The following is a 26936-nucleotide window of genomic DNA, read 5'->3' on the forward strand; positions in this document are numbered from 1 at the left end:
GAGAATCCGATGCGAGTGTGGTTTTTGAGTGCTGGCCTGGCCTTGATGTGCATGGCCCAGAACGCAGCGGCGGGTACAGTCCTGATCGTTGGCGATAGTATCAGCGCGGGTTTCGGCCTGGATACCCGCTTAGGCTGGGTGTCTTTGCTTGAGCAGCGGCTCAAGCGCGAAGGTTTCGACGATAAGGTGGTCAACGCGTCCATCAGTGGCGACACCAGTGCCGGGGGCCAGGCGCGCCTGCCGGCGCTGCTTGCAGAGCATAAGCCGGAGTTGGTGATCCTCGAGTTGGGTGGCAATGATGGCTTGCGCGGGATGCTCCCAACTCAATTGCAACAAAATCTTGCGTCGATGATCGACAGCTCGCGCGCCAGCGGAGCAAAAGTGTTGCTGCTGGGTATGCAATTGCCGCCCAATTATGGTGCTCGCTACACCAAGGCTTTTGCCGAGGTCTACAGCACCGTGGCCGACGAGAAAAAAATCCCGCTGGTACCCTTTTTTCTGGAGGGGGTGGGTGGGCATCCGGACCTGATGCAAAGCGACGGCCTGCACCCGGCTGCAGGGGCTCAGGGCAAGTTGCTGGAAAATGTCTGGCCGACACTGAAACCGCTGCTTTGACGCTTTTCTACTGGCTGCGTTTCGGCTAAGGTGGCGCCCCCGATTTGGAGCCCCCGATGCCGCGTCCCGCCTGGTCACTTTTCGCCTATCAACTGATCGAGCCTGACGAGCAGCTGGATCTGTTCGCCTGCCAGGAAGTGCGTGTGCATCTGGTGACCCGACAGCTTGAACTGGGCGGCTCGGCAGACCGGACCCTCTGCGGCAGCCTCCTGCCGGCGCAGCCACGCTGGTCGAGTGTGGATCGTCGGGTGTTTCAGGACCAGCGCTTGTGTTCGTTGTGTCGTGCGATTCTGGAATCGCAGAAACGCGGGACTTCGCCGATCTGGCCGGAGTTGCGGTTTGAGCTGTAGGAGCTGCCTCGTTTCACTCGACAGCTCCTACAGCTCCCTCAACTGCCCAGCTCCACCGGACCTCAAGGACACCCTGACCTCAGGCCGAATTCGTTAGCAGGGGTTTCGAGATAAACCGAACCCCCCACCCGCCAAGCCCCCCAGCCAATGCGCGCTCTATCGGTGCGTCTCCCCGAATACCGAAGCGCCAGTGTACAATCGCGTTCTTATACCTTGTCGATCATGCGAAGGATTTTCCGGATGTTGCCGCGTTTTCCCGCCGTCACCCGCTGCCTGACTCTTGCCGCGCTCTGTGCCGCAGGCCCCGTGGCAGCCTTGGAGTTGCCTCTTCCGCCACCCGGTGAAGACATCATTGGCCAGGTGCAAGTGATCAAGGCCAAGTACGAAGATACCTTCGCCGACCTTGGCACTACCTACGACCTGGGCTATTCGGAAATGGTCGCCGCCAACCCGGGCGTCGACGCCTGGCTGCCTGGCGTGGGCACCGAAATCATTCTGCCAACGCGCTTCATCCTGCCCCCGGGGCCGCGTGAAGGCATCGTGATCAACCTCGCCGAGTACCGCCTTTATTACTACCCCAAAGGCCGGGACGTGGTGTACACCTTCCCGCTGGGCATTGGCCGTGAAGGCTGGGGCTCGCCGATTGCGCATACCACCATCACCGCCAAGACACACAATCCGACCTGGACGCCGCCTGCGTCGATCAAGGCCGAACACCTCGCCGATGGCGATCCGCTGCCCAACGTCGTACCGGCCGGTCCGGACAACCCGCTGGGGCCGTTCAAGTTCAACCTGGGTACCCCGGGCTACCTGATCCATGGCTCGAACAAGAAATTCGGTATCGGCATGCGCACCAGCCATGGCTGTTTCCGCATGTTTAACAATAACGTGCTGGAAATGGCGAGCATGGTCCCGGTGGGTACCTCGGTGCGTATCATCAACGACCCGTACAAGTTCGGCGTGAGTGGCGGCAAGGTCTACCTTGAGGCGCACACGCCGCTCGACGACAATGGCAACCCGTCGGTGGTCGACAAGCACACGGCGGTGATCAACGCGATGCTCAAGCGTGAGGACATCACCAACAACCTGCGTATGAACTGGGATGTGGTGCGTGATGTGGTCGCAGCCGAAGATGGCTTGCCAGTGGAGATTGCCATACCCAACGGTGCGGCGCCGATGGTGACCAGCTCACCTGTCGACCTGCAGCAGTAGGCCTGTGCAAAAGCCCGTCGACGTGAATCGCGTCGACGGGTTTTTTATTGCCCGCAGAAATCCGGGCAATAAAAAAGCCGACCCAAAAATGGGTCGGCTTGATAACAATCCCGAGGGATTATTACTTGCGGCTAGCTTTGTCGAGCATGCGCAGAGCGCGCTCGTTAGCTTCGTCAGCAGTCTGTTGTGCTTTTTGAGCAGCAGCCAGAGCTTCATCAGCTTTACGGTAAGCTTCGTCTGCACGAGCCTGGGAGCGAGCTGCTGCGTCTTCGGTAGCAGTCAGACGTGCTTCGGTTTCTTTCGATGCGCTGCTGCAACCGGTAGCCAGAACTGCGGCCAGGGCCAGAGCAGAGAATTTCAGAACGTTGTTCATCGTGTTCCCCTTCAAGGACTTTCTATTAAGTAGCTGTCTCCTCAGAGTGAGGAAATAGCCGGCGTACATACTACCCATTACTTGTAGTAAGTAAACTGACGTGTAGCAAGAAGCAAAAAAAATTGTAGGCGTTGATTCTTTTTCGAGCAACTTTTAACTGCGTTGTATAAAAAATATCCAGCTGCAAGCCCCGATCTGAGCGAGCCCCCCGGAAAAAGTTCCCGATCCGCAGCGCTGTTTTTGCGGTCTAGGGTAAAGTCTGTCTAAATGATTTCGTCTACACTTTTGTTCGGGATTTGTGCAGTGCTTCGCTTATCTTTCTGCTAGTTGAGGTGACTTTAACAACGGGCGCTCGTCTTAAGTCTCAACATCCGGCAATGTTCAGGTAATCGGCTGCGGGAATCCCCGGTCTTCAAGTCCCTGCGTCTCCTCCGGAGCAGCACCCGCCAATCTGCGTAATGACGAGCGTACCTTGAGCATTTTTGCCAATGGTGCCTACTATTTGTACGTGCCCGGTTGCGCGAGATTGGTGCAGCTCTTCTCGGTGTCCGTTCAGGCACGGGGTGGCGTAGATGTTCCTTCGCCGGAAAAACATCGGTAAGGTAGGGGTCAAAATTCAAGACCCGCGAGGAGTAGTGATGAGCGAGGCGTTGTCCATCCACCATGACCAGGCTGGTCATCAGTTCGAGACCAATGTGGACGGTCATCGTGCCTACCTGACCTATATGGACCTGGGTAAACAGACCCTGGATATATATCGTACCTTCGTACCCAACGCGTTGCGTGGTCGCGGTATTGCCGCCGCGTTGACCGAGCAGGCGCTGCAGTACGCCGAGGAAATGGGCTACACGGTCATTCCATCGTGCTCCTATGTGGAGCGCTACATGGAGCGTCACCAGCGCCATGCCGCCAAGCTGAGCCAGTAAACGCAACGCAAAAAAACGCCGGGCTGACCCGGCGTTTTTTTATGCGTGGCTTTTACTGACCCGCCTGGCCGTGCTCAGTTGCGAGCGCGTTTCGGCAGTACGTCCTTGAGCTTGGCATGCATGCTGCGCAAGGTGGTCTCGGTGGCAGACCAGTCGATGCAGGCGTCGGTGATCGACACGCCGTATTGCAGGTCGGCCAGATCCTTCGGAATGGACTGGCAACCCCAGTTCAGGTGACTCTCGACCATCAGGCCGATGATCGACTGGTTGCCTTCGAGGATCTGGTTGGCGACGTTCTCCATCACCAGCGGTTGCAGGGCCGGGTCCTTGTTGGAGTTGGCGTGGCTGCAGTCGACCATGATGTTCGGCTTGATCTTCGCCTTGTTCAGTGCCTGCTCACAGAGCGCGACGCTAACCGAATCGTAGTTCGGTTTGCCGTTGCCGCCGCGCAGTACCACGTGACCGTAGGCATTGCCCTTGGTGGTGACGATCGACACGCCACCTTCCTGATTGATGCCCAGGAAACGGTGCGGGCTGGAAACCGACTGCAGGGCGTTGATCGCAACGGTCAGGCCGCCGTCGGTGCCGTTCTTGAAGCCGACAGCCGAGGACAGGCCGGAAGCCATTTCACGGTGAGTCTGGGATTCGGTGGTGCGCGCTCCGATGGCCGACCAGCTGATCAGGTCCTGCAGATACTGCGGGGAGATCGGGTCAAGGGCTTCGGTGGCGGTGGGCAGGCCCATCTCGGCCAGGTCCAGCAGCAATTGACGACCGATATGCAGACCGTCCTGAATCTTGAAGGAGTCATCCAGATACGGATCGTTGATCAGGCCCTTCCAGCCAACGGTGGTACGTGGCTTCTCGAAATACACTCGCATGACCAGATACAAGGTATCGGACACTTCGGCGGCCAGTACCTTGAGGCGCTCGGCGTATTCGTGGGCGGCCTTGATATCGTGGATCGAGCAAGGCCCGATAACGACGAACAGGCGGTGATCGGTGCCATCAAGAATGTTGCGAATGACTTCGCGACCCTTGGTGACGGTGCGCAAGGCAGCGTCGCTCAGGGGAATATCACGCTTGAGCTGGTCAGGAGTGATCAGCGTCTCGTTGGAGGCGACGTTTAGGTCGTTGATCGGTAAATCAGCCATCGTTTACTCGTCAGGTCACGGGTGCCGGCCGCCAGCGAACCCGCGCGGCGGAGCACAGCAAATTAAGCGCGTCGGGGAGCGGAACCTTAGCGCGTTACACCGTGGCTCGACAATGGGCAGAAGTGGGTTTAATCCAGCACAGGCTGCGCAAAAGCCTTGCTCACCGTGTCGTGGGAGAACTCATCGGCATGCTGCTGCACCCATTCAAGCGCCAGCGCCTGATTGTCCTGGCGCTCGCTGTGCGGTTCATGCAGGCGGCAATAGCGTTCGATCTGGCAAATCTGCTCGCCCATTCTCGCGCTGAAGAGCATCTGCTCGTCGACAAAGGCTATGCCTACCAGATACCCGCGCTTGCGGCGCAGGCACCAGGCTACATAGCCCAGGTAGCGCAGGTCCGGGTTGAGGGTCGGCATGCGCACTTCAAGCGCCGTGCCGTGGCGCCAGGCGCGGTGATAATTGCAAGCCATGCCGCCGAGGCTGATAGTGTGCAGCCGTTGTCGCGATATGCATTCATGTTTGAGCAACGTTAATTCAACGGGCACATCGTCAGGGTGAGGAAGAAAACGTCCCATGAACACAGACTCCATGTGTCGGTCATCTGACAGCGTTTCCCCCAGTATAGTGGTCGAATTAGAATTGACCGATTTCGATGCCGACCAACGGCTGCTGGCGCTGAGAGGCGTTTCGCTGGTGGTTTTCACCAGTGTCGGCTGCGCCAGTTGCCGATATGCCAGGGCACGCTTGCCGGGGCAGGCGCTGGCGGTCGAACGACTGTGCTGGATTGATGCCGGCAGCAACGGTGGCGTGGTCGAGCGTTACCAGGTCTTTCACTTGCCAGCACTGTTTGTCGTGCGTGACGGTGAATTCTTCGGGGCACTGAATTCGCGCCTTGAGACTACTGAACTCAATGAGGCGCTGACTAAGGCGCTGACACGAACAGCAGAGGAATTGCCATGATGGGGGCGGCAGCGAAGCCGACAATCGGCATTATCGGCACCGGGGCGATCGGTGGATTTTACGGGGCGATGCTGGCGCATGCCGGCTTCGATGTGCATTTCCTGGTGCGCAGCGAGTTCCACGCCGTTGCCGAACGTGGCCTGCAAGTGGACAGTGCGCAGCATGGGACAGTAAACGTTTTCCCGGTGCAAGCCTGTTCCTCGGTCGACGACATGCCGCCCTGCGACTGGTTGCTGGTGGGGACGAAAACCACCAGTAACGCCGAGCTGGCTTCCACCATCGTTCGCGCTGGCGCGCCTGACGCCAAGGTGCTGCTGTTGCAAAATGGCCTGGGCGTCGAAGACAGTCTGCGCGAATCGCTGCCTGATTCGCTGCACGTGCTCGCAGGTCTCTGTTACATCTGTGTTCATCGCGAGGCGCCCGGGGTTATTACTCATCAGGCCCTTGGCGCAGTGCATGTCGGTTACCACAGCGGTCCTGCCGCCGACCTGCCGGCGCGCCAGGCAATAGTCGAAGAAGGCGCCGGACTGTTCCACTTCGCCGGCATCGACTCCCAGGCCATGGCAAATCTGCATCAGGCACGCTGGCAGAAACTGGTCTGGAATATCCCCTACAACGGACTCTCGGTGCTGTTGCGCGCGAGCACTGTGCCCTTGATGGCCGATACCAATAGCCGGGAACTGATCAAGGCGTTGATGGCCGAAGTGGTGCAGGGCGCCACCGCCTGCGGTTATCAGGTGCCCGCCGGATACGCCGAGCATCTGTTCATGATGACCGAAAAGATGCCCGATTACTGGCCGAGCATGTATCACGATCATCTGCACGGGCGGCCACTGGAGCTGGAGGCGATCTACGCCCGGCCCCTGGCAGCCGCGAAAGCCGCGGGATGCGAAATGCCGCGAATCGAAGCCCTGTTCCGCAGCTTGGCTTTCATCGATCGACGTCCTGCCTGAGTCGGTCATTCAGTGAGGGAAGGTATGGCAAAGACTATCGATGACAAGCTGGTGCTGGCGATTTCCTCGCGAGCGCTGTTCGACCTGAGCGAAAGCCACAAGGTGTACCTGTCCAGTGGCGTTGAGGCCTACCGCCAATATCAGATCGAGCACGAGGACGAAATCCTCGAACCGGGCGATGCATTTCCCTTGGTGCAGAAACTGCTCAACCTCAACAACAGCCTGGGCCGTGCCCGGGTCGAGGTGATCCTGGTGTCGCGCAACAGTGCCGACACCGGGCTGCGGGTGTTCAACTCCATCCACCACTACGGCCTGGCGATCTCGCGCGCAGCATTTGTCGGCGGGCGCAGTCCGTACCCCTACCTCAAGGCCTTCGGCTGTGACCTGTTCCTGTCGACCCATGCCGAAGACGTGCGCAGTGCCCTGGACGCCGGTTTCGCTGCGGCGACCATCCTCTCCGGTGGTGCCAGCCGGGCGGCCAGCGAAGAATTGCGGATTGCCTTCGACGGTGACGCGGTGCTGTTTTCCGATGAATCCGAGCGGGTTTACCAGGCCGGTGGCCTGGAAGCCTTTCAGGCCAGCGAGCGGGAGTCGGCCCGGGAACCGTTGCGGGGTGGACCGTTCAAGGGCTTCCTCGCGGCACTCAATTTGTTGCAGCGTGAATTTCCAGACGACGCCTGTCCGATCCGCACCGCCCTGGTGACGGCACGTTCGGCGCCGGCCCATGAACGGGTGATCCGCACATTGCGCGAATGGGATATCCGTCTCGATGAGTCGCTGTTCCTTGGCGGCCTGACCAAGTCGGCTTTTCTCGAAGCGTTCGCTGCCGATGTATTTTTCGACGATCAGGCCGGGCACTGCGAGTTGGCCCGTGAAGTGGTTGCGACCGGTCATGTGCCCCATGGCATAAGCAACGAGCAAAAGGTTTAAGCCCGCCGTTCAATGCGTTACACCGGCCGCCGTACTCGCCAAGGCACTGCTAAGCTCAACCCATCTCCGCCATGTTGGCACACGAGGAGGTCATATGATTCGTTCGATGCTGTATGCCACTGACCTCGGCCTTTACGCACCGTTGGTGATGCAGCATGCCCTGGCGCTGGCCCGGACATTTGATGCGCAGTTGTATGTGGTGCATGCGGTGGAGCCGATGGGGCTGTTCGCCGAGTCGGTATTGCAGAGCTACCTTGATGAGCAGGCGTTGAACGATTTCCACAGCCAGGGCCTGAATACGGTGATTGCCAACATCGAGCAGCGGGTGCTCGACAGCTTTCGCGAGGAGCTGGGTGAGGAGGGGGACCAGGACCTGGCGCGGATCCAGGCGGTGCGGGTGATCCAGGGAGATCCCTCACAGGTGATTCTTGACCAGGCGCAGAAACTCTCTGTGGATTTGCTGATCGTAGGTAGTCACAGCCACGGGGCCGGCGCGGAAACACCTTTGGGCCGCACCGCTGCACGGGTGTTGCAACTGGCGAGGGTGCCGGTCTACCTGGTACCGCTGGTTGAGCGTCGGCGCCTGGGAGATCGCTAGAACACGAATAGTGGCGAACTGATAAAAAGTTCTAGATTTATTCTTCAAACCATTAATATAGTTATATACCGTCGCTGATGCCCGTGGCGTCTACCTGCTTTGAGGGATTCATATGAAGCTTCAACAATTGCGCTACATCTGGGAAGTGGCGCACCACGACCTCAACGTTTCAGCTACAGCCCAAAGCCTTTACACCTCGCAACCGGGCATCAGTAAGCAGATCCGACTGCTGGAGGACGAATTGGGCGTCGAGGTCTTCGCCCGCAGCGGCAAGCACCTGACCCGCGTTACCCCGGCAGGCGAGCGCATCATCACCACCGCAGGCGAAATTCTGCGCAAGGTCGAAAGCATCAAGCAGATCGCCCAGGAATTCTCCAACGAGAAAAAGGGCACCCTGTCGATCGCCACCACCCACACCCAGGCGCGCTACGCATTGCCGCCGGTGATCAGCAACTTCATCAAGCAATACCCCGATGTGGCCCTGCACATGCATCAGGGTTCGCCGATGCAGATCGCCGAAATGGCCGCCGACGGCACAGTGGATTTTGCCATTGCCACCGAAGCGCTGGAGCTTTTCGGCGACCTGGTAATGATGCCATGCTACCGCTGGAATCGCTGCGTTGTAGTGCCCCAGGGCCACCCGTTGACCAAGCTGTCGAAGCTGACCCTCGAAGCGCTGGCCGAATACCCGATCGTGACTTATGTGTTCGGTTTCACCGGTCGCTCCAAGCTCGACGAGGCCTTCAGTCACCGTGGCCTGACACCTAAAGTGGTGTTCACCGCCGCCGATGCTGATGTGATCAAGACCTACGTGCGGCTTGGCCTGGGCGTGGGCATCGTGGCGAAGATGGCCGTTGACGCCAAGCTCGACAGTGACCTGGTGATGCTCGATGCCAGCGATTTGTTCGAGTCCAGCATCACCAAGATCGGCTTCCGTCGCGGTACTTTCCTGCGCGGTTTCATGTGCGACTTCATCGAGAAATTCGCGCCGCACCTGACCCGCGAAGTCATGGCCAAGGCCATCCAGTGCCATAACAAGCAGGAGCTCGAAGAGCTGTTCGACGGAGTCGAATTGCCGGTGCATTGATCCCGGTCTAGATCACCTCGGTAACAGCAAACTGTTGCCGGGTTCCCGCCACCAGAATGTCTACCTCGTCCCCTTCGAACTTGCCCAGCAGACTTTTGCCCAGGGGCGAGCGGGGGGTGATGACGGTGATGATCTGCCCCACCATATCGATCTTCAACCCCGCCGCGTCGGGTGCGAGGAACAGCCATTGTTCGCGACCCTTTTCGTCTTCCAGCCCCAGCAGCGCACCGACTTCGATGCCGCGTTGCTCGTCGTAGGGGCGCAGGGCCAGGTTCTGGCAAAGAGTCAGTGACTGTCTGATCTCCTCCACACGCCTGGCCTGGCCGGCTGCCAGGTAGGACGCTTCCAGGCCCAGGGTGTCGTACTTGTTCTCGGCGATGTTCTCTTCGTGAGTCGCGGTCTCATAGGCGGTCTGCGCCGCGCGCTCGGCGATGTCGAGATCAATGCGCAGCTTGTCGAGTATGAGTTGGTGGACGGTCTTCTTGTGCATGGCTGGCTTCATCAATCGCAAAATTGCTGGACGTTGGCGCGACTCTTTTCACTCGGTGCGTTCTGGTCCTGTTGCAGCCAGAACTGGCACTTCGGATTGGCCAGGTTGCGGCTGCTGCCTCGGGCCTGATCCAGTCGCTGCTGCTGCTCGTTCTTGCGCAGGTTTTCTTCGTATTGTTCGAACAGTGGACTCTGCGGCGCAATGTCAGGTCGTGGTTGCGCCTGGGCTGGAACGGGCGGCCTGGCCAGTTGCTCCACCGCCGTGGCCACGGGCGCCAACTGCTCGCTGAACAAAAGGCGTGAGGCGAGCCAGCAAGTCAGGGCAATCGCCATGAACCCAAGCCACAGGCCCAGGGCGATGCTGGCACTCAGTTGCAGCACATTGAGTCGTACGGCAAGTGGGCGGCGCGGGTTGGGGCGGTAGGGCATGGCGGCCTCCTGGCGGGTGGTTGCAAGCGAAGGGCGATTGTCGCATGAAGATTAATCGCCGTCGGCTCTTCTGCGCGGGGTAATTTATGCGGACAATCGCTACCTTTGCCAACGGGAGCCTGGAATGCCTGAAACGAACCCCCGCTGGGATATTTTCTGTACCGTGGTCGACAATTTTGGCGACATCGGGGTGACCTGGCGGCTGGCCCGGCAACTGGTGGCCGAGCGCTCGGTGCGAGTGCGCCTGTGGGTCGACGACCTGCGCGCCTTCGAGCGCCTGTGCCCGGAGATCGACACTCAGCTGGCGCAGCAATGGCAGCAGGGCGTCGAGGTGCGACAATGGCTGGTGGAATGGCTGCCGGTTGATGCCGCTGATGTGGTCATCGCCGCATTTGCCTGCCAATTGCCGGCGTCCTATATGGACGCCATGGCCGCGCGGGCACAACCACCGCTGTGGCTGAACCTGGATTACCTGAGCGCCGAAGACTGGGTGGTGGGTTGTCACGGCTTGCCGTCGGTCAAATACCGACACGTACAGAAGTACTTTTTCTTCCCCGGTTTCCGCCAGGACACGGGCGGCTTGCTGCGCGAGCGTGGCTTGCTCGAGCGACGGCGCAAGTTCCAGCAGGATGCTTCAGCGCAGCGCGAATTCCTCCAGGGCCTGGGCGTCGATCGCGTCCCTGGCAGCCAGTTGATTTCGCTGTTCGCCTATGAGAATGCCGGGTTGGCCAGCTGGCTTGATTGCCTGGCGAGCGATTCCACGCCTTCGCACATGCTGGTGCCGGAAGGGCGGATCCTCGGCGACGTCGAGCGCTGGCTTGGGGTCGAGGGGCTCGCGGCGGGGGACGTGCACGTTCGCGACGGTTTGACCGTGCAGGTGCTGCCATTCGTCCGACAGGATCAATACGACCTGTTGCTGTGGAGCTGCGATTTTAATGCGGTGCGCGGCGAGGACTCGTTCGTGCGTGCCCAATGGGCCGGGCGCCCGCTGCTGTGGCACATCTATCGGCAGGACGAAGATATTCACCTGGACAAGCTCGAAGCCTTCCTCACGCTGTACACCAAAGGCCTGACGCGGCCGGCCAGCGAGGCGATCAGCGGTCTATGGCGAGCCTGGAATACCGGTGTAACAATGACCGATCACTGGCTGGCCACCCGTAAACACTCGCCAGAACTGCAGCAACACGCCGAGGCGTGGTGTCTGGAACAGGCCTTGCAGGATGATCTTGCCGCGGCGCTGGTACAGTTTTATGTAAATTGGATATGATACGCGGCCTAGATTTTTGTAAATCCCATCCAAATTCGGATATTCGCAATGAAAACTGGTAAAGAACTGAAACCCGGTACCGTGATCCGTCTCGAAAACGATCCTTGGCTGGTTCAGAAAGCTGAATTCACCAAATCCGGTCGTAACAGCGCGATCATGAAGACCAAGCTGAAAAACCTGCTGACCGGTTACAAGACCGAGATCGTTTACAGCGCCGACGACAAACTGGACGACGTAATCCTCGACCGCAAAGAAGCGACCCTGTCCTTCATCAGCGGCGACACCTACACGTTCATGGACACCACCGACTACACCATGTACGAGCTGAACGCTGAAGACATCGAAGCCGTTCTGCCTTTCGTTGAAGAAGGCATGACCGATGTTTGCGAAGCGATCTTCTTCGAAGAGCGTCTGGTTTCCGTAGAGCTGCCGACCACTATCGTGCGCGTAGTTGACTACACCGAAGGTTCGGCTCGTGGCGACACTTCCGGCAAGGTGATGAAGCCTGCCAAGCTGAGCAACGGTACCGAGCTGCAAGTGGCTGACTTCATCGAAATCGGTGACCGCATCGAGATCGACACCCGCGAAGGCGGTTCCTACAAAGGCCGTGCTAAATAAGCACAGCTTCAGGAATGAAAAAGCCCGACCATTGAGTCGGGCTTTTTTGTGCCTGCAAAATCACAGGATCGCAGCCTCGTTTAACTCGACAGCTCCTACAAGGGAATCACGTTCTTCCTGGTTCTTCCTGTAGGCGCTGTCGAGTGGAACGAGGCTGCGATCTTTTGCTTTTAAACCGTGACGTGCAAGCGCACTTCAACGTTGCCGCGGGTGGCGTTCGAGTAAGGGCACACCTGGTGAGCCGCCTCTACCAGCGATTGCGCGTCGGCTTGTTCAAGACCCGGCAGGCTGATGTGCAGGTCGATGTCCAGGCCAAAACCGCCGGGGATCTGGCCGATGCCGACATGGGCCGTGATCGAGGCATCGTTGGGGATGCTGCGCTTGGTCTGGCTGGCAACGAATTTCAGTGCGCCGATGAAGCAGGCGGAGTAGCCGGCCGCGAACAGCTGCTCGGGGTTGGTTGCTGCGCCACCCGCACCGCCCAGCTCTTTAGGCGTGGCGAGCTTGACGTCGAGGACGTTGTCGCTGGAAACCGCACGACCATCACGGCCGCCAGTGGAAGTTGCGATTGCGGTGTAGAGCGTTTGCATGATGTAGGCCTCGCCAGATCAGATATGTTTCGCGCTAAATGTTTGCGCGCCAAGTAAGTGCGAGATGAATGTATCGCGCTAATAGTTTGCGCGCAAGACAAATTTTAAAGCGCCTGATAGCGCAGTACCCGTCGACATCAATGTTGGATGTTATACCGCTATCGCGGGCAAGCTTTGCTCCCACAATGGGCTTCACCTTCAGAGGCGTTCGCTCTCACCTTCAGAGGCTGTCCTGCAGATGACTACGCAGCGCTTGCAACTCGGCCTGCAGCCTCTGCAACTGCTGCAAGGTCTGGCCACTCGCCCCCAGGATGCACTGTGGAATATCGCGGGCCTTGTCCCGCAATGCGCGGCCTGGCCCGGTCAACTCGACAATCACTACCCGCTCATCCTCACGGCTGCGGGTACGACTGAGCAAACCCTCGACTTCGAGGCGCTTGAGCAGCGGCGTCAGTGACCCGGGATCGGTCAACAGACGGGCGCTGATTTCACTCACGGTCAAGCCGTCGCGCTCCCACAACACCAGCATCGCCAGGTACTGCGGATAGGTGAGGCCCAACGCCTGCAGGAGCGGTTTATAGACCTTGGTCATCATCAGTGACGTGGAGTGCAGGGCGAAACACACTTGATTGTCCAGCAGCAGGTGGTCACAGTTCTCCGGAGTGTTTCGTTTGTCAGTCATTTCAAAGCCTTGATCAGTCATCGTCATCAATCTAGTGGGCGAATCTTTAATGCGCCAGATAATTCGCGGTCAGTGACGACCCAAGGTGTTTTGCAGCACCAGATCCCAAGGCGGGATCGGGCTGAAACGGGTCTTCAGGTACTCAAGCAGCAGGCGACTGCGTGGGTTGGGTTGCTGCTCCAGGCGCAATGCGTAGATCCCGGTGCTTTCCGGCGGCGGCAGTCCGTTGTCACAAAACAACGGTTGCAGTTCGCCGCGCAGCAGGTATTCGCTGGCAAGCCAGGTGGGTAGATGGGCAATGCCCAGCCCCGCCAGCGCACCGCACACCAGTGCTTCGGCATTGTTGGCGCTCATGCGGATGCGCGCCGGGCGGTGCAGTTGCATCTGTCCGTGCTGTTCAAAGCGCCAGGCGAAGGGCGGCGCCAGGCCGTCCCAGTCCAGGCCATCATGCTCGATCAACTGCGCCGGTTCCGCCGGCACGCCACGGAGCTTCAGGTAGGCTGGGCTCGCGCACGCAATTCGAACCATCCGCGCCAGAGGTGTGGCGACGAGGCGGGTGTCGGCCATTTGTCCGGCGCGCAGCACGAGGTCGACCTTGCCCAGGTTAAGGCCCTGCATGTCGACGAAACTGTCGATCAGGTGCAGTTGCACATCGAGGCCCGGGTAGAGCATCAGGAAGTCGGCAATCACTGGCGCCAGGTGTCGGCGCCCGAACGCGGCAGGCGCGTCAATACGAATCAGGCCTTCCGGTGCGCTGCTCAGGGAAACCGCCTCGGCTCGGGCCAGGCGCAGTTCGGCGACGATCCGCCGCGCGCGCTCGGCGAACGCCAGGCCTGCCGGTGTCGCCCGCACCGCGTGGGTGCTGCGGATGAACAGCTGGCTGCCCACGGCGTTTTCCAGGCTGTCGATACGCCGGGCGACAGCGGAGGGTGTCAGCGGATAACGACGCGAAGCGGCAGAAAAACTGCCGGTTTCCAGTACGTCGAGGAACAGCGCAAGCTGCTCGGTTAACTGATTGGGGTTCATGGCGATGCGCTTGTGCGAAGTTGGCACAGCCATTGTGCGTTGCTATGCGTTTCACTGCCAATCCCGAATGCGTAGCATGGGCCCATGATTTGGATAGGAATGTCACTGTGATTGAGTTTTTGGTGTATCTGGTTTTCGGCGCCGCCCTGGGCACCTTGGGCGGATTATTTGGCATTGGCGGCGGATTGATCGCTATTCCGTTGCTGGGTGTATTTTTCGGGCTCGACCAGCAAATTGCCCAAGGCACGGCGCTGGTCATGGTGGTGCCGAACGTAATGCTCGCCTTGTGGCGTTATCACCAGCGCAATCGCATTGAATTGCGCCACGCGTTGCCGCTGGCCGTGATGGGCTTCAGTTTTGCCTGGATCGGCTCGATCTGGGCGGTGGGCATTGATGCGCAATCCATGCGCGCCGGATTCGTTGCATTCCTGGTGGCCTTGTCTGCCTACAACCTTGTGCGGATGTTCACCACCAACCCGCCGGCAACGGCGCAAATGCGCTATTCATGGCCATGGCTGGGCGTGCTCGGCGCCGCGTCCGGGACCATGGGGGGGCTGTTCGGCGTCGGCGGGGCAGTGGTGGCAACACCGGTGTTGACCAGCCTGTTCGGCACCACCCAGGTCGTTGCCCAAGGGTTGTCCCTGGCCCTGGCGCTGCCCAGCACCGGTGTGACACTGGTGACCTACGCCGTGCACCATCAAGTCGACTGGATGATCGGCGTGCCATTGGCCATCGGCGGCCTGCTGAGCATCAGCTGGGGCGTTAAAATCGCCCACGCGATGCCGGAGCGCCTCCTGCGCGGGCTGTTTTGCGGCTTTCTGGTGATGTGCGCGGTGATGCTCGCCTTTAAAGTTTGAAACCATCGACGATGTGTTCCGCCAGGCACTCAGTGATAGGCGAGGGGTTGTGTAAGTTACGCACCAGCATGATGCTGGCCTCGGGCAACACCGGCAGACCCTCGGCCTCACCCAGGATGCGCATGTCGGGGGTGATCAGGCTTTCCAGTTGCGCAGTCACTGCAAGGCCGGCGCTGACCACCGCCATGATCGCCGACAGGCTGGAACTGTTATACGCCACCCGATAATCACGCCCCATGGCATCCAGTGCATTGCACGCCCACAGGCGGCAGAAACAATCGCTGTTGAACATCGCCAGCGGCAAAGGCGTCTGCTCGTGGGCGCTGAAACATTGCGCTTCGGCCCAGACAAATCGTTCTTTGCGCAGCAGTTGGCCGATCTCGTTGCCGGGTTCGCGGGTGACGATGGACAGGTCAAGGTCCTGGCGCAGCAGCAATTGTTTTGATGACTCGCAATGCACCTCAATCTGGATCAGCGGATAGGATTGCGCAAAACGCCGCAGAATCCCGGGTAGAAAACGCATCACGTAGTCGTCCGGCGTACCGATCCGGACCATGCCGACCATATGCGGCTCGCGCAGGGTATTGAATACTTCGCTGTGCAGCTTGAGGATGCGCCTGGCATAACCAAGCAGTACCTGGCCCTCGGCTGTCAGCCGCACCTGGCGCCCGTCACGTTGAAACAACTGGCGCTGCAGCACGTCCTCTTCAAGCCGCTTCATCTGCATGCTGACCGCAGACTGGGTGCGGTTGACCAGTTCGCCTGCGCGAGTGAAGCCACCCTGGTCAGCGATGGCGACGAAGGTGCGCAGCACTTCAGTGTCGATACTGGGGTAGGCAGACATACATCAATCTCCGAGATGTATTGCATAAGAAACATTCGTTGGATTGATCTTAGCCCCGGCGCGACACTTGAGCCATCCCAAACGGAGGGCAACAAGATGAAAGGTCAACACGATGTCAGCGCAGTAGAAAAACACTCCATTCACGTCGTCTCGGATCTGCTGCACAAGCTGACCCGCTGGTATGAACTGCACCGCGAACGGGAAATGTTGGCGGGCATGAGCGATGAGGCCTTGAAGGACATCGGCCTGACTCGCGCGGATGTGGCGCAGGAAGCGGAGCGTCACTTCTGGCAAGACCCACTGGGCGGCGGCAAATAAGGTTGGAAACACCGATGGCACATGCCTGGTCACAACCCCATCACGCGTGGCGCAAGCCCGGGTCATGGGGTTTTTCATGGGCGGCAACAGGCGGTCGTATTAGTTCGCTGGAGCCGGGCGGGCACCTGCTGAACAGGCGATGAGGTCACGCCATTGGCGTTTCATGCGTGGGCCGCTAAGGTGGACACAGACCTCTGCATGAGCCTTTGAATGTCTACCTCCTCGTATTTTTCCTTGCTGCAGGCCAGGCGCCTGGCGTTGAGCTCCCAGGGGTTCGGTGGGCGCCAGCCGCCAGCGCTGGTCAAATCGATCCAGGTCAATCGTTTGATCGAACGCCTGGGTATCCTACCTGCGCAACTTCGTCCCATCGCTCAGCGATAGCCCGGGTGTCGTCCCGAAGAGGGTCCAGTTCGCCCACGAACATCAGCGCTGGTGGAAGACCGCTAAAGTCGCCATAGAGTGGAGACAGGGGCGGCTGGCGGCGTTGTGCATCGCTCAAGCCCGGGGTGAGCCTGCGCAGCGCTTCGACCATGCCCGGACCGTCCAGTAACAAGGTTTCCGGGCCTGCCGTGCGCACGCTTGGCGTTCCCGTCAGGTCGTAGACTCCGTAATAAAGCACCGCGCCGCTCACTCGCCGGAGCATTGTCGGCCAGGCCTTGAGCGCCAACAGGGTGGCCGCAGCGAGATGCGCGCCTGCTGATTCGCCGACCACGATCACGGGCAGCCCGGCAAATTCCTCACACTCGTTGCCAAGCAACCAGCGAGCGGCGCCCAGGCAATCATTCATCAGCTGTGCAATGGGTGTCGACACTGCCAGGCGGTAATCGACCGAGACGGTGGCGACATTGCACGCCTTGACCATCGCCAGGTTAAAGGCATCATCCATCTGCGCATTGCCGATGACCCATCCGCCGCCATGGAAGTCCAGCACGAGGCCCTTAATCTCCCCCAGGGGTCGAATGATCCGCAGAGGCACAGCGACGCCATCCACCTTGATCACGCGTGTTTCGGCCGTAAGCCCATGCCTGGCCAATTGCTTGTCGCCCCCGAGTTGGCTCATGCGCAACAGTGCTTGAATCACTCGCGGTGTGACGCGATTGCGTATTTTGAAGCGTGGCATCCAGGCGAGCTTTTTGTTGAACTGGCGCATCTGCGCCACTTCAGCGGGGGCAATTTTGGCAAAAGGCATGTTTCACTCCACACGATGTGATGGAGTAGACCCTGAACCGTGCCGCAGGTGCCGGGTCTTTTGCGACTGCCCTGAGTGAGGCCGTGAGACAGCAGTGAGCAACCACACCGCCAACGCCGTCGCGCTGATCAAGGCGCCCAGCAGGCTAACCGCCGGCCAGCCCCACAGCGCATAAACCTGGGTAGCCGCCGCGGCGCCCAGCGCGCTGCCCACCGAGTAAAAGCACATGTAAGCGCCGACCATGCGGCTTTGGGCGTCGGGTCGTGCGGCGAAAATGAGGCTCTGGTTGGTGACGTGTACGGCCTGCACGGCGAAATCAAGCAGGATCACACCAAAAACCAGCGCCATCAGGGACGTCTCGGCAAAACCGATAGGCAGCCAGGACAGTGTCAGTAGCCCCAGGGAAATGCCGGTCACCCGTTGGCCCAAGCCTCGATCCGCCCAACGGCCAGCCCTCCTGGCCGCCAGTGCGCCGGCAACCCCCGCCAGGCCAAACAGGCCGATGGCCGTGTGCGAAAGCGCGAGTGGCGGGGCGCTCAGGGGCAACACCATGGAGGTCCACAGCGCCGAAAAAGCCGCGAAAATCAACAAGGCGAGCAAGCCCCTGGCACGAAGGGTGGGCTCGGTGACAAACAATTTGAACAGCGAACCGATTAGCCCCAGGTAGGACTCACGATGCGCCGCCGACGCGGTGACCGGCACCACTTTCCACAGCACCAGCGCGATGCTCAGCATCAATCCCGAAGACATGAAGTAGACCGCGCGCCATCCCGCGATGTCGGCAATCAGGCCCGAGGTGAAGCGCGCCAGCAGGATGCCCAGCACAATGCCGCTGGTGACCGTGCCCACGGCCCGCCCGCGTTGTGACGGTGTGGCGAGCACGGCGGCGTAGGCCACGAGTATTTGCACCACCACAGCCAGCAGACCAACCGCGACCATCGCACTCAACAGCGCCAGCCATTGCTGTGCGGCGCCGACTGCCGCCAGCGCGAGTGCCGACAACAGCACCTGGGTCAGGATCAGCCGCTTGCGGTTGACCAGATCCCCCAGCGGCACGATTAACAGCAGCCCCACGGCATACCCCACCTGAGTCGCAGTGACCACGATGCCGATCATCGATGACGCAACACCCAGGCTCTGTGCCATCGAGTCCAGCAGCGGTTGCGCGAAGTAGACGTTGGCCACTGCAAGGGCGCAGGTGACGGAGAACAGTAAGGCAAGCGCTGGAGAAAGACCTGGAGACTGGCATGGCATTCCCTTGGCCGTGGATAGGGTGGCTGATTCGGCATCGACTGGCATGTGCGCCTCCGTGGCGTTAAGCTGGTTGCAATTAAAAACTGGTTTTAATTGTGGCGTTATCGGGTTTTAAATTGCAACCACATTGCACAGAGGCAGGACGATGCTCGATGACAATTCACCAACAGGCAACGAGTGCCCGGTCGCAAGGACGCTGGAAGCCATCGGCGATCGCTGGTCGCTGATGATCATCCGCGATGCCTTCGACGATATTCGCCGGTTCAGCGAGTTTCAGAAGAGCCTGGGCGTGGCGAAGAATATCCTCGCGTCGCGCTTGAAGACGCTGGTTCAGGTCGGGGTATTCGAGGTGTGCCCGGCATCGGATGGCAGCGCGTACAAGGAGTACGTGTTGACTGACAAAGGCCGGGAGATTTTTCCGCTGGTGGTCAGCATGAGGCAGTGGGGCGAGCGGTTTTTGTTCGAGGCGGGGGAGACGCGGTCCGTGTTGCTGGACAAGGCATCCGGGGAGCCCCTGATGCCGATTGAGGTTCGTTCGGCAAGTGGACAGAGGCTTGGGCCTTCGGATTGCCACCGGGTAAGAGTCGTTGTAGCGGACTCTTAGTCGGCGGCTTGCTGGCGATAGCTTTAGATCAACCAGCGCCGGCGATGTGATATCCCGCCGACATCGGCGGGATTTCCTCAGGCAATCAGCCGCTCAACCCAGATCTTCAGCCTGATGCCGTTCGGCGACCTGGCTCGCCTCATCGCCCCAGGTCCGGTTGACCCGCTGGCCACGGATGACCGCAGGCCGGTTGGCGATTTCCTCTGCCCAGCGCTGCAGATGGGTGTACTGGTCGGCCGACAGGAATTCGGCGGCCGAATACACGTTGTTTCGCACCAGTTGGCCATACCAGGGCCACACCGCGATATCCGCGATGGAGTAGCGGTCGCCAGCGAGGTACGGGCTTTCAGCGAGGCGGCGATCCAGCACATCCAGCTGACGCTTGGCTTCCATGGTAAAGCGATTGATCGGGTATTCGAACTTCTCCGGCGCATACGCGTAAAAGTGTCCGAAACCGCCGCCCAGGTAGGGCGCTGCGCCCATCTGCCAGAACAGCCAGTTCAGTGTTTCGGTACGTCCGGCTAAATCGGACGGCAGAAACTCGCCGAACTTCTCGGCCAGGTACAGCAGGATCGCGCCGGACTCGAATACACGAACCGGTGGTTGCACACTGCGATCCAGCAGCGCGGGAATCTTCGAGTTTGGATTGATCTGGACAAAGCCACTGGAAAACTGGTCACCCTCACCGATACGGATCAACCAGGCATCGTACTCAGCGTCGCTGTGTCCCAACGCCAGCAACTCCTCGAGCAGGATCGTGACTTTCACGCCATTGGGCGTCGCCAGCGAATAGAGCTGCAATGGGTGCTCGCCCACCGGCAAGGTTTTTTCGTGAGTCGGGCCGGCGATGGGGCGGTTGATGCTGGCGAACTGTCCGCCGGACGGGGCGTTGTTCACCCAGACCTGCGGCGGGACGTAGGGAGCTTTACTCATCGGATAAACCTCATGATTTGTCGATAACTGAGAGGAGTGCGCCGGTCGTGGCTGCGAAGCGGTCATTTGACCAAAGGCATCGACCGCTTAACGTCGATCAGCCGTGAGATTACAGGTATCTGCCGGGAGCGAACACTGTGCATGTTGAGGGCAAAGAGGCGCTGAAATTCACCGTTGGATGCACTTTTATAAAGCGGGGTGAAGGGTGGCGCGCACCAGTTGGAAGCGAAAAACGAGTGCTCCTTTTTGTTTGCTGGTAGTAGGACAGCTGTCCTCGGCATTCAGCAGATACCGCATCGGCCACGCCCCGGAGGCCCGACGCAGAGGTCTTCGCACGACTACCCGGTGGTGCGACGGTTCTTTCTCCAGAGCAGATTACGCTGCTCAAGGAATGTCTGGCACAAAGGCTGCAAGTCCCCCATTAGCTCTCCCGGGAACCATCCGGGTAGGCTGCCCCCTCGATCAACGACGATCGATCGGCCAGACAGGTCATGGGCAACAGCGGAGGATCAGGCGAAGTCGCCCGGTTGATCCCGCATAAGAACAGGCAAAGACGCCTGGAACCGTAAGGTTTCAGGCGTTTTTTTTTGCTTTTTTAAACCGTGATGAGCTTTGTCGGGTGCTTGATATGAATGCCAATGTTGCCGCGTTGAACAAGTTGAAAACACTGATCGTGGTCGGTAATGGCATGGTCGGACATCATTGTGTCGAGCAACTGATCGAACGCGGTGCCCTGGAGCACTATCGGCTGCATGTGTTCAGTGAGGAGCCGATGCGTGCCTACGATCGTGTGCACCTCTCCGAATACTTCACCGGCCGCGATGCCGAATCCCTGGCGTTGTCCGATGCGTCGCTGTACCAGACGCCAGGTGTCACGCTGCACCTCGGGGTGCCGGTGCTGGAAATCGACCGCGCCCGTCGTGAGGTGGTCACCGCGCAAGGTGGCATCGCCTACGACAAGTTGGTGTTGGCCACCGGGTCTTACCCCTTCGTGCCGCCGATCGAGGGCGCTGAAGGCGACTCGCGCCTGGTCTATCGCACCCTTGAAGACCTCGACGCCATCCGGGCTGCTGCCGTTAACGCACGAAGGGGCGTGGTGGTGGGCGGAGGGCTGCTGGGGCTTGAAGCCGCCAACGCGCTGAAAAGCCTGGGCCTTGAAGCTCACGTGGTGGAATTCGCCCCGCGCCTGATGCCGGTGCAACTGGACGACCTGGGTGGCCTGGCGCTCAAGACGCAAATCGAACGGCTAGGGGTGGGCGTGCACTTGTCCCGTGCCACTCAATCGATCAGCGCGGGCGCGGACTACCGTTATCGGATGAATTTTGCCAATGACGAATTCCTCGAGACCGACCTGATCGTGTTCTCCGCCGGTATCCGCGCCCAGGACGCATTGGCCCGCCAGTCCGGTCTGGAGATTGGCCCGCGTGGGGGCGTGGTGATTAACGACGAGTGCCTGAGCATCGACCCGAACATCTACGCGATCGGCGAGTGCGCGTCCTGGAACGGCAGCCTGTTCGGCCTGGTTGCGCCGGGCTACCAAATGGCCCGGGGCGTCGCCGCGCTGTTGTGCGAGCAGGCCGCCGAGCCGTTCATGGGGGCTGACATGTCGACCAAGCTGAAACTGCTCGGCGTGGACGTTGGTTCTATCGGCGACGCCCATGCCCACACGCCGGGTTCGCGCAGCTATCAGTTCATCGACGAGGCGACGGCCAGCTATCGTCGCCTGGTGGTGGACGCGACCGGCAAGCACGTGTTGGGCGCCGTGCTGGTGGGCGACAACAGCTACTACGACACCCTGCTGCAATACATGCAGAACAGCATTGTGCTGCCCAAGGAACCTGCCAGCCTGATCTTGCCGTCGTCTGCAGGCGCTCCGGTGCTCGGCCCGGGCGCGTTGCCTGCGGCCGCCACTGTTTGCTCGTGCCACAACGTCACCAAGGGCTCCATCTGCTCGGCGATCGAAGGCGGCTGCACCGACCTCGGGCTGCTGAAATCGCAGACCAAGGCGGGCACCGGTTGCGGTGGCTGTGCAGGTTTGCTCAAGCAGGTATTCGAGCACGAGTTGATCGCCCGTGGCGTCAGCGTCGACACCAGCCTGTGCGAACACTTCGCCTACACCCGCCAGGAACTGTATGCCCTGGTGCGGGTGGAAGGTGTGATTACGTTTGAAGAGCTGCTGGCCAAACATGGCCGTGGGCACACGGGGTGCGGTATCTGCAAACCGGCCGTGGGGTCGATTCTCGCGTCGTGCTGGAACCAGCCGATCATGGACGCCTCCCTGGTGCCGTTGCAGGACACCAATGACACGTTCATGGCCAACATGCAGAAGAACGGTACCTACTCGGTGGTGCCGCGCATTCCGGGCGGCGAAATCACCGCCGACAAACTGATCGCGATCGGCGTGGTGGCGAAGAAATACGATCTCTACACCAAGATCACTGGCGGTCAGCGCATCGACCTGTTCGGCGCGCAGTTGCACGAGTTGCCGGACATCTGGGCCGAGTTGATCGAGGCGGGTTTCGAAACCGGGCATGCCTACGGCAAATCGACGCGCACCGTGAAGTCGTGCGTGGGCAGCACCTGGTGCCGTTATGGCGTGCAGGACAGCGTGAAAATGGCCCTGGCGATCGAGGACCGCTACAAGGGCCTGCGTTCGCCACACAAGCTCAAGTTCGCCGTGTCCGGATGCACCCGGGAGTGCGCCGAGGCGCAAAGCAAGGACGTGGGCGTGATCGCTACCGAGAAAGGCTGGAACCTGTTCATCGCCGGTAACGGCGGTATGCGGCCGCGCCACGCTGAACTCTTTGCGACGGACCTGGACGATGAAACCCTGATCCGCTATATCGACCGCTTCCTGATGTTCTACATCCGCACCGCCGATAAATTGCAGCGCACCTCGGTCTGGCGCGAAAGCCTGGAGGGCGGGCTGGATTACCTCAAGGATGTGATCATCCACGACAGCCTGGGCCTGGGCGCCGAACTCGAATCGCAGATGCAGCTGGTGGTCGATCGCTACGAGTGTGAGTGGGCCAACGCCCTCAAGGACCCGGAAAAACTCAAGCGCTTCCGCACCTTCGTCAACGACACGCGTCCGGATCCGGATATTCATTTCGTCCAGGAGCGCGGTCAGCGTCGTCCGATCATGGCCACCGAACTCAACCTCATTCCTGTCATCGAGGAGATTGCCTGATGAGCCAGTCCAACACTCAGCCAAACCTTGCAGCCTGGAAAGCGGTTTGCAGTGAACAAGACCTGGTAAGCAACTCCGGGGTCGTCGTCTGGTTCGAGGGCGCGCAGGTAGCGTTGTTCTATCTGCCTGAGGCCCAGGGCCGTTCGCTTTATGCGATCGACAATCACGACCCGCAATCCGGGGCGAACGTGATCGGTCGCGGTTTGATCGGCAACATCAAGGGGGACATGGTGGTGGCGTCGCCCATCTACAAGCAGCATTTTCGCCTGGAGGATGGCCACTGCCTGGAGTCGGCGCAGCAGCGGTTGCGGGTTTGGCCGGTGCGCTTGAACAGTGGCATGGTTGAACTGGGTGTGGACTGACTGACGCCGGGGCCGGGCCCCGGACCTTTGACTTCATTCGCAAAACGGTTAATATACGATTCATATATATTTCGTATGGTTGAAGTCATGGGCATTGTGAAGATCTCCGAAGGCATGCACGAAAATCTGCGCGTCGCCAGCGACGCGCTGAGTCGCTCGATCAACGCCCAGGCTGAGCACTGGATGCGCATTGGCATGCTCGCCGAGCTGCACCCGAACCTGGACCACAGCGACATCTGCCGCTTGCTGGTGCGCGCCGAACTGGCGGGAGGCCTGGACCTGCATCAACTGTGTGACCTGGCGCAAGACGCTGCAGGCCTGCCGCTTGCTGCAGCCAGCGGAGCAGGCAAATGAAGGCCATCGTCCCTATCAACACGGCGGCGCAAATAGCCCAGTCGCGCACAGCTGCACAACTGGCAGCCGAAGTGCTGGCCATGATTACTCCCTATGTGAAAGCGGGTGTCACTACCAACGAACTTGATCGACTCTGCCACGACCACATCGTCAACGTGCAGAAAGCCATAGCCGGCAATATCGGCTATCACGGCTTTCCGAAAACCGTGTGCACTTCCGTCAACCAAGTGGTCTGCCATGGCATTCCAACAGATGAGCCTTTGAAAGACGGCGACATCCTCAATATCGACATCGCCGTGATCAAGGACGGCTGGTACGGCGACACCAGCCGCATGTACTTTGTCGGCGAGCCGGCCCCCGAGGCGCGACGCCTGGTCAAGACCACCTATGACGCCATGTGCGCCGGCATTCGGGCTGTACGGCCGGGTGCGACCCTGGGCGACATTGGTTATGCCATTCAAACGGTCGCCGAGCGCGAAGGCTTCAGTGTAGTGCGCGAATACTGCGGGCACGGCATCGGCAAGGTCTATCACGATGAGCCGCAGATCCTGCATTACGGCTATCCGGGGCAGGGCCTGAAGTTGAAAGCCGGGATGATTTTCACCATTGAGCCGATGCTTAATGCCGGTAAGCGGCACGTGAAGACCCTGGCGGATGGCTGGACCGTTGTGACCAAGGATGAGTCCCTTTCGGCGCAGTGGGAGCACATGGTGGCGGTGACTGACGATGGCTTTGAAGTGTTGTCGGTTTGGCCGGATAGCAGTGACGTTTATCCTGCGATTGTTTAGTGGCCCAGTGGGGTCATCAGGGTGACCCGTTCAACCCTGCGTAAATCAGGTCGGCAAGCCGACCTGAATCGCCGCCGCTCAGAAATACTTCAGCCAGCCAATATCCCGACGCCGCGCCTTCAATGCCGCAAACCAGCGCACTGGCAGATAGAGCGATGCGGCCAGTATTAGCGCCGTCACCCACACCGCCCAAATGCTGTCGAAGCTGAAGTAGTTGCCCTGGTTCAAGCCAAACACCGCGACGCTGATCAGGTACAGCACCTTGAGCACATAAAGGTGCAGCAAGTAGAAGAACATCGGCGCGGCACCAAAAACCGCCAGGGTGCTGATCCACTTGCGTTGCTGGGCGCGCTCGAAGCCCAGTAGCAACAGCAGGCCCACCCCGAGTGTCAGGGCAAGAAACAGCAGGGAAGGCGGGTACTTGGTGATGTTGAAGAAGCTCATCAACGTTTGAGTGGTGCCTTCATAGGCGAGCCATTGCGCTTCGCCGTATCCATTGACAAGGCGCAATGCAAAGAACCCCAGCAACACCCCTGAACCTGCCACCAGCAGCTTGCGTTGGCGTGAGTTGACGCTTGCCGAGCCAGCAAACCAGGGGCCGATGCAGTAACCGAGAGCGATCACGCCTATCCAAGGTAGGACCGGATAGGACGTGCGCAACCTCAGCTGCTCGGACACTTCGATCCAGCCGCGATCATGCAGGATCGCCCAAGGTACGTGCAGGCTTGAGCCGACCGGGAAGTGCAGGCCGTCGAGCAGATTGTGCCCGGCGACGATGAGCGCCCCCACGACAAACAGGGCGGGCCTTGGCAGCCACACCAGGATGGCAAGGGCAATCATGCTGATGCCGATGGCCCAGATCACTTGCATGTAGATCACGCTTGGCGGGAGCTGGAAGGTCCAGGCGAAATTCACCAGGGTGAATTCCAGCACCACCAGGAACAGGCCGCGCTTGAACAGGAAGGTGGAGACGTCGCTTTTACCCTGATGTTTTTCGCCGTAGAGGTAGGCGGACAACCCGGTTAACAGGACAAATACCGGGGCACACAGGTGGGCGAGGGTGCGGCTGAAGAACAGGGCCGGTTCAGTGGTGTCGATGCCCATGGGGTCGGCTACCTGGCGGTGCAGGAAGAACGTCTCGCGCACGTGATCGAGCAGCATGAACAGGATGACTAATCCCCTGAGGGCATCGATGGAAAGCAGGCGCTGGTTCAGGCGTGTGGCGGCGGGTAGCTGGACAGGGATTGTCATGGGGAAATCGCAGGCAGTGATAGGATAGTAATGTTATTCTATAACGATATTCTTGAGTTGTGCCATTGGTTTGCAGGAGCGAGCTTGCTCGCGAAAAACCTGAGGACGCTGCGGGGCGCTTGATGCCCCGCGTTATCGTTTTCCTCCATCGCGAGCAAGCTCGCTCCTACAAGGTTGTTAGAAACGGTACTGCGCCGAAGCCGTGTTGCTGCTCGGCGCCGTGGGGTGAGGGCACCATTGGTTTGCAGGAGCGAGCTTGCTCGCGAAAAACCTGAGGACACTGCGGGGCGCCTGATGCCCCGCGTTATCGTTTTCCTCCATCGCGAGCAAGCTCGCTCCTACAAGGTTGTTAGAAACGGTACTGCGCCGAAGCCGTGTTGCTGCTCGGCGCCGTAGGGTGAGGGCACCATTGGTTTGTAGGAGCGAGCTTGCTCGCGAAAAACCTGAGGACGCTGCGGGGCGCCTGATGCCCCGCGTTATCGTTTTCCTCCATCGCGAGCAAGCTCGCTCCTACAAGGTTGTTAGAAACGGTACTGCGCCGAAGCCGTGTTGCTGCTCGGCGCCGTGGGGTGAGGGCACCATTGGTTTGCAGGAGCGAGCTTGCTCGCGAAAAACCTGAGGACACTGCGGGGCGCCTGATGCCCCGCGTTATCGTTTTCCTCCATCGCGAGCAAGCTCGCTCCTACAAGGTTGTTAGAAACGGTACTGCGCCGAAGCCGTGTTGCTGCTCGGCGCCGTG

At 59.9% G+C, this 26936-nt stretch carries 31 protein-coding genes and 1 pseudogene; 19 read left to right on the forward strand and 13 right to left on the reverse strand.

What is annotated here, in order from left to right:
• Nucleotides 1-9: 9 nt before the first annotated feature.
• From HYI44_RS24955 to HYI44_RS24965, 3 genes are all read left to right on the forward strand, one after another.
• Nucleotides 10-615: an arylesterase gene (locus HYI44_RS24955; protein WP_045060199.1), complete on the forward strand. Its 606-nt coding sequence runs from the start codon at nucleotides 10-12 to the stop codon at nucleotides 613-615.
• Between the two features lie 56 nt (nucleotides 616-671).
• On the forward strand, nucleotides 672-965 hold the full coding sequence (locus HYI44_RS24960) for a hypothetical protein (RefSeq protein ID WP_003226812.1): 294 nt from the start codon (nucleotides 672-674) through the stop codon (nucleotides 963-965).
• Between the two features lie 240 nt (nucleotides 966-1205).
• Complete coding sequence (locus HYI44_RS24965; RefSeq protein ID WP_122839313.1) at nucleotides 1206-2177, forward strand: L,D-transpeptidase family protein; 972 nt, start codon at nucleotides 1206-1208, stop codon at nucleotides 2175-2177.
• Nucleotides 2178-2298: 121 nt separating this feature from the next.
• Here HYI44_RS24965 and oprI read toward each other — a convergent pair whose 3' ends face one another.
• Nucleotides 2299-2550 carry an outer membrane lipoprotei OprI gene (oprI, locus tag HYI44_RS24970; RefSeq protein WP_003199355.1) on the reverse strand — a complete coding sequence of 84 codons (252 nt, stop codon included), beginning with the start codon at nucleotides 2548-2550 and terminating at the stop codon, nucleotides 2299-2301.
• 638 nt (nucleotides 2551-3188) lie between these two features.
• Between oprI and HYI44_RS24975 the strand changes: the two genes are divergently transcribed.
• Complete coding sequence (locus tag HYI44_RS24975; RefSeq protein ID WP_020800382.1) at nucleotides 3189-3476, forward strand: GNAT family N-acetyltransferase; 288 nt, start codon at nucleotides 3189-3191, stop codon at nucleotides 3474-3476.
• A 74-nt stretch (nucleotides 3477-3550) separates the two neighbouring features.
• Here HYI44_RS24975 and HYI44_RS24980 read toward each other — a convergent pair whose 3' ends face one another.
• Together HYI44_RS24980 and HYI44_RS24985 are read right to left on the reverse strand one after the other, a co-directional pair.
• Complete coding sequence (locus tag HYI44_RS24980) at nucleotides 3551-4627, reverse strand: 3-deoxy-7-phosphoheptulonate synthase (RefSeq protein ID WP_122839312.1); 1077 nt, start codon at nucleotides 4625-4627, stop codon at nucleotides 3551-3553.
• Nucleotides 4628-4755: 128 nt separating this feature from the next.
• Nucleotides 4756-5199, reverse strand: a complete 444-nt coding sequence (locus HYI44_RS24985) for a PilZ domain-containing protein (RefSeq protein ID WP_045060202.1) — start codon at nucleotides 5197-5199, stop codon at nucleotides 4756-4758.
• Between HYI44_RS24985 and HYI44_RS24990 the strand changes: the two genes are divergently transcribed.
• The 5 genes from HYI44_RS24990 to cysB all read left to right on the forward strand — a co-directional run bounded on the left by HYI44_RS24990 (nucleotide 5198) and on the right by cysB (nucleotide 9152).
• Nucleotides 5198-5584, forward strand: coding sequence for a thioredoxin family protein (locus tag HYI44_RS24990; RefSeq protein WP_225570774.1), 387 nt, complete (start codon nucleotides 5198-5200; stop codon nucleotides 5582-5584). The two genes, HYI44_RS24985 and HYI44_RS24990, sit on opposite strands and share 2 nt — an antisense overlap.
• Nucleotides 5581-6537, forward strand: a complete 957-nt coding sequence (locus tag HYI44_RS24995; protein WP_225570775.1) for a putative 2-dehydropantoate 2-reductase — start codon at nucleotides 5581-5583, stop codon at nucleotides 6535-6537. Before HYI44_RS24990 ends, HYI44_RS24995 begins: the two co-directional genes overlap by 4 nt.
• Before the next feature lie 24 nt (nucleotides 6538-6561).
• Nucleotides 6562-7467 (forward strand): 5'-nucleotidase, encoded by a 906-nt coding sequence (locus HYI44_RS25000; RefSeq protein WP_045060205.1) that lies wholly within the window; start codon nucleotides 6562-6564, stop codon nucleotides 7465-7467.
• Nucleotides 7468-7561: 94 nt separating this feature from the next.
• Entirely contained in the window at nucleotides 7562-8065 is a 504-nt protein-coding gene (locus HYI44_RS25005) for a universal stress protein (protein ID WP_045060206.1), read from the forward strand.
• Between the two features lie 112 nt (nucleotides 8066-8177).
• Nucleotides 8178-9152: an HTH-type transcriptional regulator CysB gene (gene cysB, locus HYI44_RS25010; protein ID WP_008148549.1), complete on the forward strand. Its 975-nt coding sequence runs from the start codon at nucleotides 8178-8180 to the stop codon at nucleotides 9150-9152.
• A gap of 7 nt (nucleotides 9153-9159) precedes the next feature.
• Here cysB and HYI44_RS25015 read toward each other — a convergent pair whose 3' ends face one another.
• Entirely contained in the window at nucleotides 9160-9642 is a 483-nt protein-coding gene (locus HYI44_RS25015) for an elongation factor GreAB (protein ID WP_045060238.1), read from the reverse strand.
• A gap of 11 nt (nucleotides 9643-9653) precedes the next feature.
• Nucleotides 9654-10070, reverse strand: coding sequence for a hypothetical protein (locus tag HYI44_RS25020; protein ID WP_225570776.1), 417 nt, complete (start codon nucleotides 10068-10070; stop codon nucleotides 9654-9656).
• 124 nt (nucleotides 10071-10194) lie between these two features.
• Here HYI44_RS25020 and earP point away from each other — a divergent pair, with 124 nt between their 5' ends.
• Both earP and HYI44_RS25030 read left to right on the forward strand, forming a co-directional pair.
• On the forward strand, nucleotides 10195-11337 hold the full coding sequence (earP, locus tag HYI44_RS25025) for an elongation factor P maturation arginine rhamnosyltransferase EarP (protein ID WP_225570777.1): 1143 nt from the start codon (nucleotides 10195-10197) through the stop codon (nucleotides 11335-11337).
• 48 nt (nucleotides 11338-11385) lie between these two features.
• Nucleotides 11386-11955, forward strand: coding sequence for an elongation factor P (locus HYI44_RS25030; protein WP_032626910.1), 570 nt, complete (start codon nucleotides 11386-11388; stop codon nucleotides 11953-11955).
• Nucleotides 11956-12125: 170 nt separating this feature from the next.
• Here HYI44_RS25030 and HYI44_RS25035 read toward each other — a convergent pair whose 3' ends face one another.
• The 3 genes from HYI44_RS25035 to HYI44_RS25045 all read right to left on the reverse strand — a co-directional run bounded on the left by HYI44_RS25035 (nucleotide 12126) and on the right by HYI44_RS25045 (nucleotide 14253).
• Nucleotides 12126-12545, reverse strand: a complete 420-nt coding sequence (locus HYI44_RS25035) for an organic hydroperoxide resistance protein (RefSeq protein WP_045060209.1) — start codon at nucleotides 12543-12545, stop codon at nucleotides 12126-12128.
• Between the two features lie 220 nt (nucleotides 12546-12765).
• Nucleotides 12766-13227, reverse strand: coding sequence for a MarR family winged helix-turn-helix transcriptional regulator (locus HYI44_RS25040; protein WP_225570778.1), 462 nt, complete (start codon nucleotides 13225-13227; stop codon nucleotides 12766-12768).
• Between the two features lie 69 nt (nucleotides 13228-13296).
• Nucleotides 13297-14253: a LysR family transcriptional regulator gene (locus HYI44_RS25045; protein WP_122839409.1), complete on the reverse strand. Its 957-nt coding sequence runs from the start codon at nucleotides 14251-14253 to the stop codon at nucleotides 13297-13299.
• Between the two features lie 107 nt (nucleotides 14254-14360).
• Between HYI44_RS25045 and HYI44_RS25050 the strand changes: the two genes are divergently transcribed.
• Nucleotides 14361-15110 (forward strand): sulfite exporter TauE/SafE family protein, encoded by a 750-nt coding sequence (locus tag HYI44_RS25050; protein ID WP_045060210.1) that lies wholly within the window; start codon nucleotides 14361-14363, stop codon nucleotides 15108-15110.
• Here the strand turns inward: HYI44_RS25050 and HYI44_RS25055 are convergent.
• A complete protein-coding gene (locus HYI44_RS25055) occupies nucleotides 15100-15954 on the reverse strand; it encodes a LysR substrate-binding domain-containing protein (RefSeq protein ID WP_045060211.1) in 855 nt (284 codons plus the stop codon). The two genes, HYI44_RS25050 and HYI44_RS25055, sit on opposite strands and share 11 nt — an antisense overlap.
• A 96-nt stretch (nucleotides 15955-16050) precedes the next feature.
• Between HYI44_RS25055 and HYI44_RS25060 the strand changes: the two genes are divergently transcribed.
• Both HYI44_RS25060 and HYI44_RS25065 read left to right on the forward strand, forming a co-directional pair.
• Nucleotides 16051-16272: a DUF1127 domain-containing protein gene (locus tag HYI44_RS25060; RefSeq protein ID WP_122839303.1), complete on the forward strand. Its 222-nt coding sequence runs from the start codon at nucleotides 16051-16053 to the stop codon at nucleotides 16270-16272.
• 210 nt (nucleotides 16273-16482) lie between these two features.
• A pseudogene (locus HYI44_RS25065) lies at nucleotides 16483-16620 on the forward strand (winged helix-turn-helix domain-containing protein); the annotation flags it as partial.
• Here the strand turns inward: HYI44_RS25065 and HYI44_RS25070 are convergent.
• Both HYI44_RS25070 and HYI44_RS25075 read right to left on the reverse strand, forming a co-directional pair.
• Nucleotides 16589-17461 carry an alpha/beta hydrolase fold domain-containing protein gene (locus tag HYI44_RS25070; RefSeq protein ID WP_225570779.1) on the reverse strand — a complete coding sequence of 291 codons (873 nt, stop codon included), beginning with the start codon at nucleotides 17459-17461 and terminating at the stop codon, nucleotides 16589-16591. The pseudogene HYI44_RS25065 and the gene HYI44_RS25070 overlap by 32 nt on opposite strands.
• A 3-nt stretch (nucleotides 17462-17464) precedes the next feature.
• Entirely contained in the window at nucleotides 17465-18760 is a 1296-nt protein-coding gene (locus tag HYI44_RS25075; RefSeq protein ID WP_412548509.1) for an MFS transporter, read from the reverse strand.
• Nucleotides 18761-18860: 100 nt separating this feature from the next.
• Between HYI44_RS25075 and HYI44_RS25080 the strand changes: the two genes are divergently transcribed.
• Entirely contained in the window at nucleotides 18861-19319 is a 459-nt protein-coding gene (locus HYI44_RS25080) for a winged helix-turn-helix transcriptional regulator (protein ID WP_225570780.1), read from the forward strand.
• Nucleotides 19320-19412: 93 nt separating this feature from the next.
• On the opposite strand, the gene yghU is transcribed toward HYI44_RS25080, so the two are convergent.
• Nucleotides 19413-20252, reverse strand: coding sequence for a glutathione-dependent disulfide-bond oxidoreductase (yghU, locus tag HYI44_RS25085; RefSeq protein WP_225570781.1), 840 nt, complete (start codon nucleotides 20250-20252; stop codon nucleotides 19413-19415).
• A gap of 628 nt (nucleotides 20253-20880) precedes the next feature.
• On the opposite strand from yghU, the gene nirB reads away from it, so the two are divergent.
• The 4 genes from nirB to map all read left to right on the forward strand — a co-directional run bounded on the left by nirB (nucleotide 20881) and on the right by map (nucleotide 24946).
• Nucleotides 20881-23442, forward strand: coding sequence for a nitrite reductase large subunit NirB (nirB, locus tag HYI44_RS25090; RefSeq protein WP_225570782.1), 2562 nt, complete (start codon nucleotides 20881-20883; stop codon nucleotides 23440-23442).
• Nucleotides 23442-23804, forward strand: a complete 363-nt coding sequence (gene nirD / locus HYI44_RS25095; protein ID WP_122839982.1) for a nitrite reductase small subunit NirD — start codon at nucleotides 23442-23444, stop codon at nucleotides 23802-23804. Before nirB ends, nirD begins: the two co-directional genes overlap by 1 nt.
• Nucleotides 23805-23891: 87 nt before the next feature.
• Entirely contained in the window at nucleotides 23892-24158 is a 267-nt protein-coding gene (locus HYI44_RS25100; protein WP_225570783.1) for a ParD-like family protein, read from the forward strand.
• Nucleotides 24155-24946, forward strand: a complete 792-nt coding sequence (map, locus tag HYI44_RS25105) for a type I methionyl aminopeptidase (protein WP_122839984.1) — start codon at nucleotides 24155-24157, stop codon at nucleotides 24944-24946. The genes HYI44_RS25100 and map overlap by 4 nt, the downstream gene beginning before the upstream one ends.
• Nucleotides 24947-25024: 78 nt before the next feature.
• Here map and HYI44_RS25110 read toward each other — a convergent pair whose 3' ends face one another.
• Nucleotides 25025-26197 (reverse strand): DUF1624 domain-containing protein, encoded by a 1173-nt coding sequence (locus HYI44_RS25110; protein ID WP_225570784.1) that lies wholly within the window; start codon nucleotides 26195-26197, stop codon nucleotides 25025-25027.
• Nucleotides 26198-26936: the final 739 nt, after the last annotated feature.

Source organism: Pseudomonas sp. Y24-6 (assembly GCF_020295325.1).
In the GTDB taxonomy this organism is placed as follows: Bacteria; Pseudomonadota; Gammaproteobacteria; order Pseudomonadales; family Pseudomonadaceae; genus Aquipseudomonas; species Aquipseudomonas gregormendelii.